A 16,053-nucleotide genomic window follows, 5' to 3' on the forward strand; every position below is an offset into this window, starting at 1 on the left:
TTAAACAGGAGGCATATGAGCGAAGCAGGCGCCCGGCGAAGCCACTAGCAGAAAGCAGGTCGGCCATAGCGGACGATCCTTCGCTATGGAAGAGAGGTCCGCCGCCAATTCAAAGCAGTTCTTGCGAAGTGTTACAAGGAGCGAATGCCTTTCGACCATCCCGGTCGCCCAGCATGCATTGGGAGAGGAGGGGTCTCCAATAGTCAATAGAACTGTTGCTATGCCTGGGAGCCTCATGCCACGTTAACTTTGGCAAATTATCCACTTAATGATCGCCCCAGAAATCTGCAACTCCTGCAATGCTGCCAATACGGCGAGCAATGTCAGCAGGAGGGACTTGGAAAACGAGTCGGCTTTTGTGCGGTCCCTTACAAACAATGTCTTCCCACCTCGCCAAGCCGCACTGCGTGAGCCGGTTAACAAATGCGACCCACTTTGCCGATCCAAGCCGCTGCGTCCAACCTAATCTTTCGCCATCCGCCTCAAGGGTTTCAGTGACGACGACAATTGGTGCGTCCGGACGGCTTACTAACGACTCAATAAAATAGTTCGCTGTGTCCAGCCACTCTCGGCTAGCGGCGTTTGCTTCTCGTTCGATAACGCCCTCATCTTCCAGGGCCTTGCGAATACTTGGTGTGGTGTCACAGTAGTAGTCTGGCGAACGGAGCACTTGAATCAACTCGGGGGTGAGATTACGCAGTCGCTTAAGCGTTGTGGAGTTGTCCACATCAAGGTATCCGATGGCCGTGTTTCTGAGGTCAACATTCGGCGCACCATTAGAAATCAGAAGCTGATTGACGATGGCATTTTGCATTCCGAGTACTTGACTGCTCCCATTTCTTAGACTGATGGTCTGGAACTCAAGCCCTGATGCGGAGAGGTGTGGCGGCACGCCTCCTGCGTAATCGAGGAGCGCAGTCCAAAGGGTTCCGACATTCTTCTTCCAGTTTGGCGACTCTCTTCTTTGCGATAGGAGTGTTTCCAGCGAGCGGCGTGCAACCTCAGAATTGTAAGCGACGAACCATTCGATAACAGCTGGATTGATGGTGCCCTTGTCGAAAAAGTTTGCGACGTAGGTCTGCTCAACACTAGCCTCACACCGTCGTTGCAGGGCCAGCGAAAGGAAGCAATCGTAAATCACCTCGTGAGAGAAACCAAACTTACTGTCGCCCGCTATGATGTCCCCGGCAGACAGGCCACATAGTGAGCTTAGCCTGCGCCGTAGCCCTGGGCGCTCCTTGTCGATATCATTGAGCCCTAAAGCAGCGCTGGCACAGAGCTCTAAATCCGACTGCTCCAGTTCACGTTTACCTTCAAGGTGCATCATCTCGGCGAACTCGCTGAATAGCACCTGAAGATCTGGTGTAGTAAGAATGGGAACGTTGTTATGGTCGAGAATCTTCGTGGACTCACGTTCAAGGTATTGCTCGACAACAACCTGGAAAATTCCAATCTGCTCTGTGTGTGAGGATTTTCGGCTAATACACCACGTAGCAAATGCTTTGGCGAAGAAAGGTATAGCCAGTAGCTTCCAGTCTCGCTCGCTGAGGCCGGAGAGGTCGGCATTTTGCACGCCGTAGCTCTCGAGAAAGGCTCTGATATTTTCTTGTGTCCACGGCTGGATGTGTGCGACCGTATGTTCCACATTCAGGTCTGTCGTCTCGCTTAGAGACCGTCGATACCGGGTCATGTAGTAGGCTGAGCGTGCGGAGGCGATTAACACGCCACGGCCACGCAAATCTCGGAACCATCCTTCGAGCGAACCAAGCGGGTTGTCGTAGCCGCTGCTACCAAGGAGCTCGTCGAAACCGTCAACGACTAGCACGAGTAGGCCATTTCTGCACAGTGCCTTGGCGCTTTGATTGTTTAGAATTCGGGTGATGCTAAGTGAGGTGTTGATAGCGTCGTCAATGTTGGAAAGGGCACGTCCCGCGGAGCTAACGAACAGGTAAAGAGGCACCTCGCTGGTTGAGTCGGCCTCTATCGCACTGGCCCGTTCGCGGGCGAGGCTCAGGAGGTACTCGGTCTTGCCCATACCAGCATCGCCAACAACAAAGAACACGGTTGTAAAACTCTTAGACGGTAGGCAGGCCCCGTCAGCACGCGACAGGAGATTAATACCTGCCTGCGAATCTCGGGAGTCGGTCTCCTCGACTAGCACAGCTTCAATTTTCGTTCCCGCACTAGACTGAGCTGTACCGGTCTCCGCGACCTGCTTGCGCCTTTCTTGCTCGTCGAGCTCAATGCGTACGCGCCGCGCCAGGACGCCCCAGTTTGAAATTCTGCGCAAGAAGCTGGAGTACCCGACCCAAGTATTCGAGTCGGTATCTAGCCACTCATAGCGATTGTCTTGGCCGCGACGGAACTGGTCAGTCCTATACACATTGCCCTGGCTGCTAGCCTGTGTCCAAGTGACGAAGACAACGCCCGCGTACTGTCCCTCCCCAAAGTCATAAGGTGGAGGCGAATGGTCTTCTGAGAAGCCCGCGATGTCCCGCGTGATCTCATAAACGAACTGGCCAAAATGCCTAGCTATTGGATCTTTCCCCAGGAAGCCGTCTCGGAACGCCTGGGTGTTCTCAGGATGCTGGTTGCGGTAGGACCCAATCTCTGGGCATAAGTAGTACACTCCATCGTAGTCGAAGGTCGCGTAAATACCGATAACGCCTTGCGCCAGATTGAAGTCCCAGACAGGGCAGAGCTCTTGTACGTCTTCCCCGCACGAAGCCTTAATAGATTTTGTGCTCGTTGTGTATGTGAACTTATCCAACTGCGTCTCTAAGCGATACGCAATCGCATCGGAAAACCCGCGCAATGCATCGCAGATCGCCGCTGCCGGTTTGTCGTCGACGGGGATCGGATTGCCATGAGAAAGCTCATCTCGAATGGTCTTAAAGTTCTTACCATCGTGAATGTTTCTCGAAAACTCCGCGAGGAATTCTTCGGCGAATTCATGCCATCCGACAACAATTGGATCTTGGCTGGTGCGCCATTTCCTGGCGAGCCTGATCCCGCTTAGCATCTCTCCCACGCCGGGTGTGTCACCGAGCTTGATGGGAGCAGCAGTGCGGGCACTGTAGGCTGCCAATAGAGTCAACGCGACTTTTATGTGGAAGTCCACGAGTGCGGCGTATTCACGGGCGTCAGAAGGAGACTGTGTTAGACGCTTTCTGTATGGCTTTGAATAGTTGCGAATGAGTTCTGATAGCTTGCCTTGCATAAATATCCCCGCGCGGTCTGTGCACAACATAGCAAATGTTACGATGACTTTTGTGTAGTCTATGACATTTCGGTGTATTTCTGGTACATCCCGACCTCCATAGATCGCCCAGGGCCGGATAGCACAACCCACAATCTCTCGAGAAAACAGGTTGGCGCATGTCAGAACTTCTGTGTATTCCTGCCATTGCGCATCGACCTCTGAGCTTGCTTTTTAGGCCGAGGAGTGCGCCTTGGGAATTCGGCTGGTTTTAGTGAGTACCAACTGCTCGAATGGCTGTTGAGTAGGAGAGTGAGCGACAGTACTTGGCCGTGCAGCGCAAACTTTGGTGGGGAGGGAGGTAGTCAGGAGGGGGGGCTCATTCTGCCTGTTGATGGGCAGGAATTTTGGCGCATAGGCTAGTGCAATTTAGCGAGCTAATGTGCATAAACTGGCGTGATCAGACTATGACAAAAGCCGCGCAAAAGAGTTTGTCATTTAGCGCGCTAATTGTCACAAGCCGGCGAGACGACGCTGTGACAAAAGCCGCGCAAAAGAGTGCCAAAACTCGCGCAAGGTTACACTGGATCACCGACTTTTCCTGCAGCGTGGCGGTCGGGCAGGCGTCGACGCAGGCACCGCACGACACGCACTCGGACTCCATGAAGGCCTCGCTCTGGCCCGGCGACACGCGGGAATCGAACCCGCGTCCGGAGATGGTCAGCGCAAAGGTGCCCTGGGTTTCCTCGCAGGCGCGCACGCAGCGGTTGCAGACGATGCACTTGGCCGGGTCGTAGCTGAAGTAGGGGTTGGATTCGTCCTTCGGGCTGTCCAGGTGGTTTTCGCCGGCCAGGCCGTAGCGAACCTCGCGCAGGCCGGTGACGCCGGCCATGTCCTGCAGTTCGCAGTTGCCGTTGGCCGAACAGGTCAGGCAGTCGAGCGGGTGGTCGGAAATGTACAGCTCCATCACCCCCTTGCGCAGGCTCTGCAGCTTGTCGCTCTGGGTGCGCACCACCATGCCAGCCTCGGCCGGGGTGGTACAGGAAGCGGGAAAGCCGCGCCGGCCTTCGATCTCGACCAGGCACAGGCGGCAGGAGCCGAACGGTTCCAGGCTGTCGGTGGCGCACAGCTTGGGCACCATGGTGCCGGCTTCGGCGGCGGCGCGCATCAGCGAGGTGCCTTCCGGTACGGTGACCTGCTGGCCGTCGATTTCCAGCGTGACCAGCTTGTCGGAAACGCGGGCCGGGGTGCCGAAGTCGGTGTCGTGAATCTGGGTGTTCATCGTCTGTTCCTTACTCTGCCGCGTCGTTGGCACCGAAGTCTTCGGGGAAATGGTTGAGTGCCGACAGCACCGGGTAGGGTGTCATGCCGCCCATCGCGCACAGCGAGCCGTGCAGCATGGTGTCGCACAGGTCGCGCAGCAGGGCGATCTGCTGTGGACGTTTTTCATCTTTCTGGATGCGCTGGATCACCTCGACCCCGCGTGTCGAGCCGATGCGACAGGGGGTGCACTTGCCGCAGGATTCGATGGCGCAGAATTCCATCGCGTAGCGCGCCTGCTCGGCCATGTCGACCGAGTCGTCAAAGGCCACGATGCCGCCGTGGCCGACCACGGCACCGAGCGCGGCGAAAGCTTCGTAATCGAGCGGGGTGTCGAACTGCGACTCCGGCAGGTAGGCGCCGAGCGGACCGCCCACCTGCACCGCGCGGATCGGCCGGCCGGAGGCGCTGCCGCCGCCGAAATCGTGCAGCAGTTCACGCAAGGTCAGACCGAAGGCTTTTTCCACCAGCCCGCCGTATTTGAGATTGCCGGCTAGCTGGAACGGCAGCGTGCCCTTGGAGCGGCCCATGCCGTAGTCGGCGTAGAACGCGGCACCTCGCGCCAGGATCACCGGCACGCTGGCCAGCGAGATGACGTTGTTGATCACGGTAGGTTGGCCGAACAAGCCGGAGAGCGCCGGCAGCGGCGGCTTGGCGCGCACCACGCCGCGCTTGCCCTCGAGGCTCTCCAGCATCGCGGTTTCTTCGCCGCAGACGTAGGCGCCGGCGGCCTTGCGCACGTCGAGCTTGAAGCGCTTGCCGGAAGCGAGGATGTTCTCGCCGAGGAAGCCGGCGTCTTCGGCCAACCTGATCGCCTGGTTCAGTACGTCGAAAGAATGCGGGTACTCGGAGCGCACGTAGATGTAGCCCTGGGTCGCGCCCACGGCGAGGCCGGCGACCGTCATGCCCTCGATCAGCATGAAGGGGTCGTCTTCCATCACCATCCGGTCCGAATAGGTGCCGGAGTCGCCCTCGTCGGCGTTGCACACCACGTACTTCTGCTGGGCTTCGGCCTGCGCCACGGTGCGCCACTTGATGCCGGTCGGGAACGCTGCGCCACCACGGCCGCGCAGGCCGGAGTCGAGCACTTCCTGCACGATCGCCGCGCCATCCATGCTCAGCGCGCGCTTGAGACCGGCAAAGCCTTCATGCGCCTGATAGTCGGCCAGCGACAGCGGGTCGGTGATGCCGACGCGGGCGAAGGTCAGGCGTTCCTGGTTCTTCAGATAGGGGATGTCCTCGGTCAGGCCGTGGCCGAGGCGGTGTTCCGAGCCCTGGATCAGCGCGTCGAACAGCGCCGCCACGTCGTCGGCCTCAACCGGGCCGTAGGCGACGCGGCCTTGCTCGGTCTCTACCTCGACCAGCGGTTCGAGCCAGAACAGGCCGCGCGAGCCGTTGCGCACCAGCTCGATGTCGACACCGCGGCGCGCTGCTTCGGCGAGAAGGGCGGCGGCGGCGTCGTCGGCGCCCAGGGCGAGGGCGGCGGAATCTCTCGGGACAAACAGGCGGATGCTCATTGTGCCTCCTTCACGTTGGCCAGGAGGCGGTCGAGCTTGGCGGCGTCGACGCGCGAGGCCATCTTGTCGTTCAACTGGATGTTCGGGCCGGTGGAGCACAGGCCCAGGCAGTACACCGGCTCGAGCCCGATGCTTTGATCGGCGCTACGGCCGTGCAGGCTACAGCCCAACACCTGTTCCGCGTGCGCGGTCAGCTCGCGGCTGCCGCGCGCCTGACAGGCCTCGGCCTGGCAGATCTGCAGCGTGTGCTGCGCTGGCGGTGTGGTGCGGAAATGGTGATAGAACGTGATGACGCCGTGCACTTCGGCACGCGACTGGCTGAGCGCCTTGGCGATGTCGGCCACCGCCCAGTCCGGGATAAAGCCCAGCGTATCCTGCACGTCGTGCAGAATCGGCAGCAAGGCGCCGGGCTGGTTCTGGTGCGTCTGGAGGATGGCCTGGAGCGACGCGTGCGCCAGGTCTTGTTCGGTCGTCATTGGATATCCCCTGTTGAAAACCTGCTTCCGATCTTGCTGCCGGCCCCGGTCGGGGCACAGGCGTGGCTCTTCATCCCGTCCGGGGCGCTCGCGACAGATCGTGAACAGATTTTGAGAGCCTGCTCTCAATCATTCTCGGACATCCTTGATTGTCCCGCTGAAAAGCGCGGCCGATCTGTCTGAATCCGACCCCGAATGGTTGGGAACACGCCATCCCATATGCTTCCAAAAACATAATGAAAGCCGTGATGAGCCGCAGTGTGCTAGGTTATGGGGTGCTTTTCAATATGAACCAGATTGCCGGATGATTATGCAATCAAAACATAATATGGCGCAGCGCCTGCGGGTGCAAAGCCAGCTGGTATGGGAACTGGCCGCCGACAGCGGCGACCAAATCCCGTTCCGCGTGATCGAGTTGCTGACCGCGGTGCAGACGCACGGCAGCCTGCTGACCGCCGCCAAGGCCTGCGACACCTCGTACCGGCACGCCTGGGGGCTGGTGCAGCAGGCGCAGGACGCGCTCGGGGTGCCGCTATTGGAAATGGCGCGCGGCAAGGGCGCGCGGCTGACGCCGCTGGGCGAGAAACTGGTGTGGGCCAACCGCCGCATCAAGGCGCGCATCGGGCCCTTGCTGGAAACGCTGGCGTCGGAAATCGAGACCGAACTGCGTCACGCCCTGCAGGCGGTAGGTGCACCGCTGCGGCTGCACGCCAGCCATGGCTTTGCCGTGGAAATGCTGGTGCGCACCCTGAGCGCCGCTGGCATGGCCATCGACCTCAAGTACCGCAGCAGCCAGGACGCCGTGGCGGCGCTGCATGCGGGGGAGTGCGACCTGGCCGGCTTCCACGTGCCGCTGGGCGAATTCCAGAGGATGATCGCCGCCAGCTACGCCGAGCACTTCGATCGCCACGAGCAGCGCGTCATCCATATCGTGACACGGCGCCAGGGCCTGATGGTGGTGCGCGGCAACCCGCGCAAGATCTACGAAATCGCCGACCTGGGACGGCCGGAGGTGCGCTTCGTCAACCGTCAGCCGGGCTCGGGTACCCGGCTGTTGCTCGACAAGCTGCTGCAGAAAGCCGGCGTATCGCCGCTTCAGGTGCACGGCTATGAACAGGCGGAACTGACCCACGCGGCGGTGGCGGCGTTCATCGCCAGCGGCATGGCCGACGTCGGGCTCGGCATCGAGACCGCCGCGCGGCGTTTCGACCTGGACTTCCTGCCGCTGCAGACCGAGCGCTATTTCTTCCTGGTGCGCCGCGCGACGCTGGAGCATCCCGCGCTGCAGACCATGATTGCCGCCCTGCAAAGCGCCGAATTCCGGCACGACATCGGCCAGCTGCCCGGCTACGATGGCGCCCAGTCCGGCACCATCCTCAGCGTGGACGAGGCGTTTCCGGAGCTGGCGGCACCGTACTGAGCCCACCGGCCCGGGACGCGTCGGGCAACCATCGCCCGTCCCGGCAGGAAGGGATCAATCGTGCAGCGGCCTGGCCGCACGATCCTCGGCGGCGTTGGCCATCAGGTCCAGCGCCAGCGGCGACTTGTCGCGCAGCAGCCAGCCGAAGAACACGGTGGCGGCCAGCGCGCCGGCCAGTTGCGCCACGATGAAGCCCGGCGTGTCGAGCGGGCGGATGCCGGAGAAGGTGTTGGTGGCGGCACGCGCCAGCGTCACGGCCGGGTTGGCGAACGAGGTGGACGCGGTGAACCAGTAGGCACCGACAATGTACGATGCCACGGCATAGGGCACCGCATCCGGCCGGCTGCGCGAACAGCCGAAGATCACCGCCAGCAGGCCGAAGGTGGCGACGAACTCGCTCCACCATTGCGACGGGCCAGTGCGGATGTGCTGCGAAGCGAACAACAGCGGCTCGCCGAACATGCCGTGCGCGGCCGCCACACCGCAAAATGCGCCGATGAGCTGGGCGAGCGCATAGAGCAGGGCCTCGCGGCCGGACAGCTCGCGGCGCAGCGCCGCCGCCAGGGAGACGACCGGGTTGAAGTGGGCGCCCGAGATGCCGCCGAAGGTCAGGATCAGCGCCACCAGGCCGCCGCCGGTGGCGATGGCGTTGGCCAGCAGCGCCACGCCGACATTCCCGCCCGACAGGCGCTCGGCCATGATGCCGGAGCCCACCACCGTGGCCAGCAGCAAGGCCGTCCCCAGCCACTCGGCCACTAAACGACGCGGTAAATCCATTGATTACTTCTCCCCCGGCTGGCGCAGTCTACGCTGCCCGGTGTTGCAGGTTTTATTGGTCATGATGGTGTTGTCTCCCCGCGCCGCTCAGTGACGCGTCAGCCCTTGCAGCCGCTCGACGCCGACCGGTTCCTCGGCCTGCAGCGGCACCACCGCCCAGCGTTGGGTATGGCGGGTGGCCACGGCATCGATCTGCGCCAGCTCATTGGCAGCACGTCGTCGCAACAGCGGCGACGTCGGATTGGCCAAGGCCAGGCTGTTGTTGATGATCCAGGCCCAGGGTTCGATGCCGGCACGACGCAGGTCGGCCTGCAGGTTGGCGGCCTCGAGCACCGGCGTGGTTTCGGCCAGGGTCACGATCAGCACCTTGGTCTGGGCCGGGTCCTGCAACTGCATCATCGGGGTGGTGAAGTGGATGCCGCTGGCCCCCATCTGGCGCGCCACCTCGCGGTGATAGGCGCCGGTGGCGTCGAGCAGCAGCAGGGTGTGTCCGGTGGGGGCGGTATCCATCACCACGAACTTGCGGCCGGCCTCGCGGATCACGCGCGAGAACGCCTGGAACACGGCGATTTCTTCGGTGCACGGGGAGCGCAGGTCTTCTTCCAACATGGCGCGGCCCTGCTCGTCCAGCCCCTTGCCCTTGGTGGCCAGCACCTGCTGGCGATAGCGCTCGGTTTCGGTGTGCGGGTCGATGCGGCTGACGCTCAGGTTGGCGAGCGAGCCCTCGAGCGTTTCCGCCAGATGGGCGGCCGGGTCCGAAGTGGTCAGATGGACCGGGTAGCCACGGCGGGCCAGCTCGACGGCGACGGCGGCCGCCAGCGTGGTTTTGCCGACGCCGCCTTTGCCCATCAGCATGATCAGGCCGTGTCCGTCGCCCGCCAGTCCGTCGACCAGCGTGGCCAGGTCGGGCGCGTCGGGAAGGACAATGGCCTCGACGGCGTCGCCCGCGCAGTCTTCCGACGACGACAGCATCCGGCGCAGCGCCGGCAACCCGACCAGGTTGAACGGCATCAACGGCACGTGGTCGGTGGGGAGGTCGCGCAGCACGGGCGGCAGCTCGGCCAGTGCGGCTTGTTCGCGCTGCCAGACGGCGGCCGCCAGCGCGTCACCCGACGTTTCCGATTGCGGCAGGATGCCGTTGACCACCAGGTAGTGCTGGGTCAGCCCGATGGCCGCCAGTTCTTCATGGGTGCGCGCCACCTCGCGCAGGGTCGAGCGTTGCGCGCGGGCGACCAGGATCAGGCGGGTGCGACGGGCGTCCGACAAGGCCGCCACGGCCCCCTGGTACTGGCTGCGCTGCTTTTCCAGCCCGGCCAGCGGACCGAGGCAGGAGGCATCGCCTTTGCCTTCCTCCAGGAAACCGCTCCAGGCGCCCGGCAATTGCAGCAGGCGGATGGTATGTCCGGTCGGCGCGGTGTCGAACACGATGTGGTCGTAGCCGGCCTGCAGGGCCGTGTCGGTCAGTAGGGCGGTGAACTCGTCAAACGCGGCGATTTCGGTGGTGCAGGCACCGGACAACTGCTCCTCGATGCCCTTGACCACCGTCTCCGGCAAGACGCCGCGCACCGGGCCAACGATGCGGTCGCGGTAGGCCTGAGCGGCGGCCTGAGGGTCGATTTCCAGTGCATTCAACCCCGGCACCGCGTCGATCGGCGTGACCACATTGCCGATGGTGACGCCGAAGACCTGACCGACGTTGGAGGCCGGATCGGTGCTGACCAGCAGCACCCGCTTGCCTTGGTCGGCCAGCCGGATGGCGGTGGCGCACGCCAGCGAGGTTTTGCCGACACCGCCCTTGCCGGTGAAGAACAAAAACGGCGGAAGATGATCGAGGAACAGCATGGGCATCCTTTCTTGGTGGCTCAGCAGCAACCGCTGCCGGAACAACAGCCGGAGGTCGGCTTCGTTTCTACCGCAAGCTGGCTGATGCCGGCCCAGCGCGCCAGCTCGGCGCGGCGCGGGTAGCGGCCGGCCAGCGCCAGTTCGCCGTCCACCAGGATCAGCGGCAGGCCTTCCTGGCCCGAGCGCTCCAGGAACGCTTTGACGGCGGCATTTTCGGCGAAGGCGAGCGGTTGCTGCGCCAGGTTGAAGCGGTCGATCTGGCCGCCGTTCTGCTTCAGCCAGTCCACGTCGCTGGCAAACGTCACCAGCGCCTGGTCGACGTCCACGCCACAGACGCCGGAGCTGCAGCACAGTGCGGGGTCGAATACCTGAATGGTTGCCATGGGTGAATCTCCTTTACGCGGTCAGGGTGGCGATCTTGTCCATCTCGGCCTTCAGCGCGGCCTTGTCCTGCTGCAGCGTCGCCAGCGGCAGCGCCAGGAAGGCCTCGATACGGGCACGCAGAATGCGGTAGGCGGTCATGAAGGCCGCGTCGATTTCCTCGTCGGTACCGGTTGCGTGAGCAGGATCTTCCACGCCCCAGTGGGTACGCAGCACCGGACCGAGGTAGGCCGGGCAGGTTTCGCCGGCGGCGCTGGCGCAGACGGTGATCACGATGTCCGGGGTAGCCGGCAGGTTATCCCACGACTTGCTGTAATAGCCCTCGGTCGAGATGCCTTCGCGCGCCAGCAGGGCGAGCGAACGGGGGTGGACCTGGCCGGTCGGCCGGCTGCCGGCACTCATCGCGCGCCAGCCTTCCGGCGCCAGGTGGTTGAAGGTGGCCTCGCCCAGGATCGAGCGGCAGGAGTTACCGGTACACAGGAACAGGACATTCATTCGGTTCAACTTTCGGACGACGAAGTGGGGATCGGGGAACGCGCCGCCTCCGGGCAGCATGATTCGGCCGGCGGGACGAGGCAGTGCTCCGGGTGGCCGGCGCAGCACTCTTCCGTCAGGTAAGCGATCAATTCGAGCATCTGGGGCAGGTTGGCTCGGTAACGCTGGAAGCGGCCTTCCTGCTCCACTGTGACCAGCCCGGCATGGTTCATGCCTTTCAGGTGGAAAGACACGTTGTTGGGCGGCAGATCGAGCGTGGCCGCGATCTGGCCGGCAACCATGCCGTCCCGACCGCACTTGACCAGCAGGCGGTAGATGTCGAGCCGGATCCCGGAGGAGAGCGATTCGAAGAGCTTGGTGGCGGTGTGCTTTTCCATAAATCAATACTACAAGAATTATTGAAATATTGTCTACCTTGGTCTGAGCTCGTCAATAGAACCCGGCCAAGGCGGACGACCGAGACGGCTAAAATGGCTGTCCGTTTACTCTTCAAATACCGAAGCCATCCCTGCAACAACCCTCTTCAGAGAGCCAACTGCGAGCCCAATTCCACCACCCTGTTGGTAGGCAGCTTGAAATAGGCGGAAGCGGCGCTAGCATTGCGGAACATGGCCAGGAATAGTTTCTCCCGCCAGATGCCCATTACCCCGGCCCCCACTTTGGGAATCAAGGTTTCCCGGCCAAGGAAGAACGACGTGTCCATCATGTCAAATCTCAGGCCCTGCCGCTCGCATTGCGCCAGCGCCGCGGGGATGTCTGCCTCGTCCATGAAACCGAATACCACCTTGACTCGGTAGAACTGCTGGCCCATGGCTTCGACAGTGACACGTTCATGCATAGGGATGTAGGGAATATCCGCTGTCTCGGCGGTCAGGATGACCACGCGTTCGTGCAGGCTTTTGTAGTGCTTCATGCTGTGCAGCAAGGCATGCGGGGTGCTTTGCAGATCAGAAGACATGAAGACAGCGGTGCCTTGCACCCGCGGAACGGCAGGCGCCATCAATTCGACAAATTGCTCCAACGGCATGCCGTCTGCGGCCAGCTTGTCGTGCACCAGTTGGCGCCCTCGCTTCCACGTCGTCATCACGATAAATACCATCAGGCCCATGGTCAGTGGGAACCAGCCGCCATCGAACACCTTCAGGCTGTTGGCACTGAAGTAGACGATGTCCACCAACAGGAACCCACCCAGGATCAGGTTGCATTTGAGCGGATGCCAGTGCCACCGCTGCCTTGCCACGATGAAAGTCAAAATTGTCGTGATCACCATGGTGCCGGTGACGGCAATGCCGTAAGCGGAGGCGAGCTTGCCCGACGAGCCGAATCCGATAACGAGCAGCGCCACGGCGGCCAACAGAGTCCAGTTGATGGCGGGCAGGTAAATCTGGCCAATCTCCTTGCTCGATGTGTGCTGCACGTCCATGCGCGGCACGTAGCCCAGCTGAATGGCTTGACGGGTAAGGGAATACGCCCCCGAGATCACCGCTTGCGAAGCGATCACCGTCGCCAGCGTGGCGAGTACCACCATGGGAATCAACGCCCAATCCGGCGCCAGCAGATAGAAAGGGTTGGCGATGGCCTGTGGCTCGCGCAGCAGCAGCGCACCTTGGCCGAAGTAATTCAGCACCAGCGATGGCAGCACCAGGCCGAACCATGCCAGCTGGATGGGCCGCCGTCCAAAGTGCCCCATATCCGCGTACAGCGCCTCGCCACCGGTAATGGCGAGCACCGAGGCGCCAAGCGACAGGAAGCCAAGCAGTGGCTGCTTCAGAAAGAAGCCCAGCGCTTGCCATGGATTGAGCGCCCTCAGCACCAGCGGCGTTTGGAAGATCGAAACGAGGCCAAGCAAGGCCAGCATGACAAACCAGACGACGATGATGGGCCCGAACAGCGATCCCATTCGTCCTGTGCCGTGTTTCTGCATGATGAACAGCGCAATCAGCACCAACAAGGACAACGGCACGATGTAGGGTTTGAGGGCCGGGGCGGCGACTTCCAGGCCTTCGATGGCGGACAGCACCGAGATCGCCGGTGTGATCACGCTGTCACCATAGAACAGTGCGGCACCAAACAGGCCCAGCACCATGAGGAACGCCATCTGCTGCCGGTTCTTGGCGTGATGCATCACCAGCGCCATCAGCGCCATGATGCCGCCTTCTCCCTTGTTGTCGGCACGCATGATGACGGTGACGTACTTGAGCGCCACCACGATAACCAAAGACCAGAGCACCAGCGAGAGCATGCCCAAAATGTTGTCGGGTGTTATCGGCACAGGGTAATGCGGGTTGGCGAAGATTTCCCGGATGGTATAGAGCGGGCTGGTGCCGATGTCACCGTACACCACGCCCAAGGCAGCCAGGGTCAATGCGGCCAACTGGCCGGAGGGTTGAGTAGTACTCATGCAATGTTACCAAGGGTCAGAGCTGGAAGCGGTAGCCCACCCCGGACAGGGTAATGAAATGGGCTGGTTGCGCCGGATCCTGCTCCAGCTTCTGGCGCAGGCGGCTCATGTAGATACGAAGGTAGTGGCTGTTCTCGGCATGTCCGGGGCCCCACACCGCCTGCATCAGCATGCGGTGGGTCAGCGCTTTCCCGGCATCGCGCAGCAGCGTGCATAGCAGCTTGTACTCTACTGGCGTGAGATGGACGGCCTCGCCGCCGCGCAGCACTACGCGCTGCGCCAGGTTGACGGTCACATCGCCAAAGCTGACCAGTGGCGAGGCTTCCAACTGCCGTGCGTGGCGCCGGGTCAGGGCGCGCACCCGTGCCACCAGCTCACCGACACCAAACGGCTTGGTGAGGTAATCATCGGCACCGGCGTCCAGCGCCTCGATCTTGTCCGCCTCGTCACTGCGAGCAGACAACACCAATATCGGTGCTTGAGACCAGTGGCGGAACTCCTTGATCACTTCCACCCCATCCATGTCCGGCAATCCCAAGTCGAGGATCAGTAGGTCGGGCTGCCGGCTGCCGGCTTCCACCAGACCCCGGTGGCCACTGTCAGCCTCGTAAACCGTCCATTGCTGGCCTTCCAGTGTGCTGCGGACAAAACGGCGGATATGGGGTTCATCTTCGATGAGCAGGATGCAAGCTTCAGACGCGGTCATGGTCATCCTCCGTCACAACGATGGGCGGGTTGCCCAAGGGCAGGCGGAGCTGTGCCGTGGTACCGCCTCCCGTCGAACTGGACAGTGTGATGCTGCCGCCATGGGCCTCGGCAATTGCCTTCGAAATGCCCAGTCCCAGTCCAACGCCCGGCGTGCTGGATTCGGTCTCGCCGCGTTCGAACAAGTCGAACAGGCGTTGGATATGAGCCGGATCGATACCGAGCCCCTGATCGCTCACCGCCAGGCAGGCAAAACCGTTGTCGATGTAGGCGCGGATGCGGATCGGGCTTCCCGCAGGTGAATACTTGGCGGCATTCTCCAGCAGGTTGCACAGCACCCGTTCGATCAGGACAGCGTCGAACTGCACCAGCGGCAAGCCAGGCTCAATCCGCAACTCCAGCGGGTGTACATCCAGCACCGGCTTCAACAGCTGCAGGCTGGTGCTGATCACATCCTCGTACAACTGCCATTCAAGGTGCAGGCGCACCTTGCCGGCCTGCAACTTTGCCATGTCCAGCAAGTTGGTCATCAGCTTGTGCATGGCCTCGGCTTGATCGCGGATCAGACGCGCGGTTTCATGCTCGGCCGCCGGCAACTCACGCCCGGCGAGGTCTTCCGCCATCCCCACCAATCCGGTGAGCGGGGTACGAAGGTCGTGCGACAGCGCGGACAGAATGGAGCTGCGCAGCTTTTCCGCATTGATCTGGATTTCGGTCTGTCGTGCCACATCGACGTAGTGCAAACGCTCGACGGCGATGGCCAACAGTGAGGCCGGCGTGACGAACCGCTCCTTTAACTGCGGCAAGTCGCTGATGGAGGGGTCAGGATACACAGCCAAGACACCCCGCATTCCCATGGGAGCCTTCAACGGCAGGTAAATCGGTGGCAAGCCTGCCTCGGCGTCACCCAGCACCGGTTCCTGCCGCGTGATCGCCATTTGCAGCAAATGGCTTTCCAGCACGGCCGAGTGGCGGACGTCCAGTTGGCCGGCATCAGTCAGCCAGAAACAGCGCGCAGCGCAGTGCTGGCAATCGGCATAGGTGGCAACGGCAGCCTCGACTTGGTCCAGCGTCGCCGCGCCGGTGAGGGTGCGCGCCAGATCGTAGAGTTCTCGCGTCTCGCGTTCGTGCTGCCGGACCTGCTCCGTTTCATCCTGAAGGCTGGTGGTCAGTTGAGTGGTCAGCAATCCGACCGCCAGCATCACGGCAAAGGTGATGAGGTACATGCCGTCATGGACAGCGAAAGTGTAGTGAGGGGGCACCAAGAAGAAATCGAACAGTGCCACCCCCAGGAAGGCGGCGAAGATGGCTGGACCACGCCCGAGCCGAAGAGCCACCAGGAAGACCACCAGCAGAAACAGCATGACGGCATTGGCCAACTCCAGCGTGTCACGAAACGGGACGGTCAGCCCGGTAATCAGCAAACAGCACAGCACCACCAAGCCATAACGCGCTGCGGGTGAGACGCGCAACTTTGAAAACCATTGCCCGGTGAACATGATGCTCTCGCTGATATCTGG

At 62.0% G+C, this 16,053-nt stretch carries 13 protein-coding genes; 1 reads left to right on the forward strand and 12 read right to left on the reverse strand.

The window, feature by feature from the left end:
• Positions 1–265: 265 nt before the first annotated feature.
• The 4 genes from NH8B_RS10225 to NH8B_RS10240 form a co-directional block, all read right to left on the reverse strand.
• Positions 266–3,220, reverse strand: coding sequence for an NACHT domain-containing protein (locus NH8B_RS10225; RefSeq protein WP_014086871.1), 2,955 nt, complete (start codon positions 3,218–3,220; stop codon positions 266–268).
• 439 nt (positions 3,221–3,659) lie between these two features.
• Positions 3,660–4,481 (reverse strand): 2Fe-2S iron-sulfur cluster-binding protein, encoded by an 822-nt coding sequence (locus NH8B_RS10230; RefSeq protein WP_014087215.1) that lies wholly within the window; start codon positions 4,479–4,481, stop codon positions 3,660–3,662.
• Between the two features lie 10 nt (positions 4,482–4,491).
• A complete protein-coding gene (locus NH8B_RS10235; protein ID WP_014087216.1) occupies positions 4,492–6,036 on the reverse strand; it encodes a formate dehydrogenase beta subunit in 1,545 nt (514 codons plus the stop codon).
• On the reverse strand, positions 6,033–6,512 hold the full coding sequence (locus tag NH8B_RS10240; RefSeq protein WP_014087217.1) for a formate dehydrogenase subunit gamma: 480 nt from the start codon (positions 6,510–6,512) through the stop codon (positions 6,033–6,035). The genes NH8B_RS10235 and NH8B_RS10240 overlap by 4 nt, the downstream gene beginning before the upstream one ends.
• Positions 6,513–6,822: 310 nt before the next feature.
• Between NH8B_RS10240 and NH8B_RS10245 the strand changes: the two genes are divergently transcribed.
• Positions 6,823–7,932, forward strand: a complete 1,110-nt coding sequence (locus NH8B_RS10245; protein ID WP_148282973.1) for a substrate-binding domain-containing protein — start codon at positions 6,823–6,825, stop codon at positions 7,930–7,932.
• 54 nt (positions 7,933–7,986) lie between these two features.
• On the opposite strand, the gene NH8B_RS10250 is transcribed toward NH8B_RS10245, so the two are convergent.
• The 8 genes from NH8B_RS10250 to NH8B_RS10285 form a co-directional block, all read right to left on the reverse strand.
• Positions 7,987–8,709 (reverse strand): MIP/aquaporin family protein, encoded by a 723-nt coding sequence (locus tag NH8B_RS10250; protein ID WP_014087219.1) that lies wholly within the window; start codon positions 8,707–8,709, stop codon positions 7,987–7,989.
• Positions 8,710–8,796: 87 nt separating this feature from the next.
• Positions 8,797–10,551: an arsenical pump-driving ATPase gene (arsA, locus tag NH8B_RS10255; protein ID WP_041702917.1), complete on the reverse strand. Its 1,755-nt coding sequence runs from the start codon at positions 10,549–10,551 to the stop codon at positions 8,797–8,799.
• A gap of 20 nt (positions 10,552–10,571) precedes the next feature.
• Positions 10,572–10,934 carry an arsenite efflux transporter metallochaperone ArsD gene (arsD, locus tag NH8B_RS10260; protein ID WP_014087221.1) on the reverse strand — a complete coding sequence of 121 codons (363 nt, stop codon included), beginning with the start codon at positions 10,932–10,934 and terminating at the stop codon, positions 10,572–10,574.
• Positions 10,935–10,947: 13 nt separating this feature from the next.
• The gene (locus tag NH8B_RS10265) at positions 10,948–11,427 is read right to left on the reverse strand and encodes an arsenate reductase ArsC (protein ID WP_014087222.1); all 480 of its coding nucleotides are present in this window, start codon (positions 11,425–11,427) and stop codon (positions 10,948–10,950) included.
• A gap of 5 nt (positions 11,428–11,432) precedes the next feature.
• A complete protein-coding gene (locus NH8B_RS10270) occupies positions 11,433–11,804 on the reverse strand; it encodes an ArsR/SmtB family transcription factor (protein ID WP_014087223.1) in 372 nt (123 codons plus the stop codon).
• Between the two features lie 146 nt (positions 11,805–11,950).
• Complete coding sequence (locus NH8B_RS10275) at positions 11,951–13,828, reverse strand: potassium transporter Kup (protein WP_014087224.1); 1,878 nt, start codon at positions 13,826–13,828, stop codon at positions 11,951–11,953.
• A 16-nt stretch (positions 13,829–13,844) separates the two neighbouring features.
• Positions 13,845–14,534 carry a two-component system response regulator KdpE gene (gene kdpE, locus NH8B_RS10280; protein ID WP_014087225.1) on the reverse strand — a complete coding sequence of 230 codons (690 nt, stop codon included), beginning with the start codon at positions 14,532–14,534 and terminating at the stop codon, positions 13,845–13,847.
• Positions 14,521–16,032 (reverse strand): DUF4118 domain-containing protein, encoded by a 1,512-nt coding sequence (locus tag NH8B_RS10285; RefSeq protein ID WP_014087226.1) that lies wholly within the window; start codon positions 16,030–16,032, stop codon positions 14,521–14,523. The genes kdpE and NH8B_RS10285 overlap by 14 nt, the downstream gene beginning before the upstream one ends.
• Between the last annotated feature and the right edge of the window lie 21 nt (positions 16,033–16,053).

Origin of the sequence: Pseudogulbenkiania sp. NH8B (assembly GCF_000283535.1) — a bacterium.
Classification (GTDB): Bacteria; Pseudomonadota; Gammaproteobacteria; order Burkholderiales; family Chromobacteriaceae; genus Pseudogulbenkiania; species Pseudogulbenkiania ferrooxidans.

Excerpts from the sequence above, each read along its gene's own strand:
- NH8B_RS10225 (WP_014086871.1), bottom strand. The coding sequence starts at position 3,220 with ATGCAAGGCAAGCTATCAGAACTCATTCGCAACTATTCAAAGCCATAC.
- NH8B_RS10230 (WP_014087215.1), bottom strand. The coding sequence starts at position 4,481 with ATGAACACCCAGATTCACGACACCGACTTCGGCACCCCGGCCCGCGTT.
- NH8B_RS10235 (WP_014087216.1), bottom strand. The coding sequence starts at position 6,036 with ATGAGCATCCGCCTGTTTGTCCCGAGAGATTCCGCCGCCCTCGCCCTG.
- NH8B_RS10240 (WP_014087217.1), bottom strand. The coding sequence starts at position 6,512 with ATGACGACCGAACAAGACCTGGCGCACGCGTCGCTCCAGGCCATCCTC.
- NH8B_RS10245 (WP_148282973.1), top strand. The coding sequence starts at position 6,823 with ATGCAATCAAAACATAATATGGCGCAGCGCCTGCGGGTGCAAAGCCAG.
- NH8B_RS10250 (WP_014087219.1), bottom strand. The coding sequence starts at position 8,709 with ATGGATTTACCGCGTCGTTTAGTGGCCGAGTGGCTGGGGACGGCCTTG.
- arsA (WP_041702917.1), bottom strand. The coding sequence starts at position 10,551 with ATGCTGTTCCTCGATCATCTTCCGCCGTTTTTGTTCTTCACCGGCAAG.
- arsD (WP_014087221.1), bottom strand. The coding sequence starts at position 10,934 with ATGGCAACCATTCAGGTATTCGACCCCGCACTGTGCTGCAGCTCCGGC.
- NH8B_RS10265 (WP_014087222.1), bottom strand. The coding sequence starts at position 11,427 with ATGAATGTCCTGTTCCTGTGTACCGGTAACTCCTGCCGCTCGATCCTG.
- NH8B_RS10270 (WP_014087223.1), bottom strand. The coding sequence starts at position 11,804 with ATGGAAAAGCACACCGCCACCAAGCTCTTCGAATCGCTCTCCTCCGGG.
- NH8B_RS10275 (WP_014087224.1), bottom strand. The coding sequence starts at position 13,828 with ATGAGTACTACTCAACCCTCCGGCCAGTTGGCCGCATTGACCCTGGCT.
- kdpE (WP_014087225.1), bottom strand. The coding sequence starts at position 14,534 with ATGACCGCGTCTGAAGCTTGCATCCTGCTCATCGAAGATGAACCCCAT.
- NH8B_RS10285 (WP_014087226.1), bottom strand. The coding sequence starts at position 16,032 with ATGTTCACCGGGCAATGGTTTTCAAAGTTGCGCGTCTCACCCGCAGCG.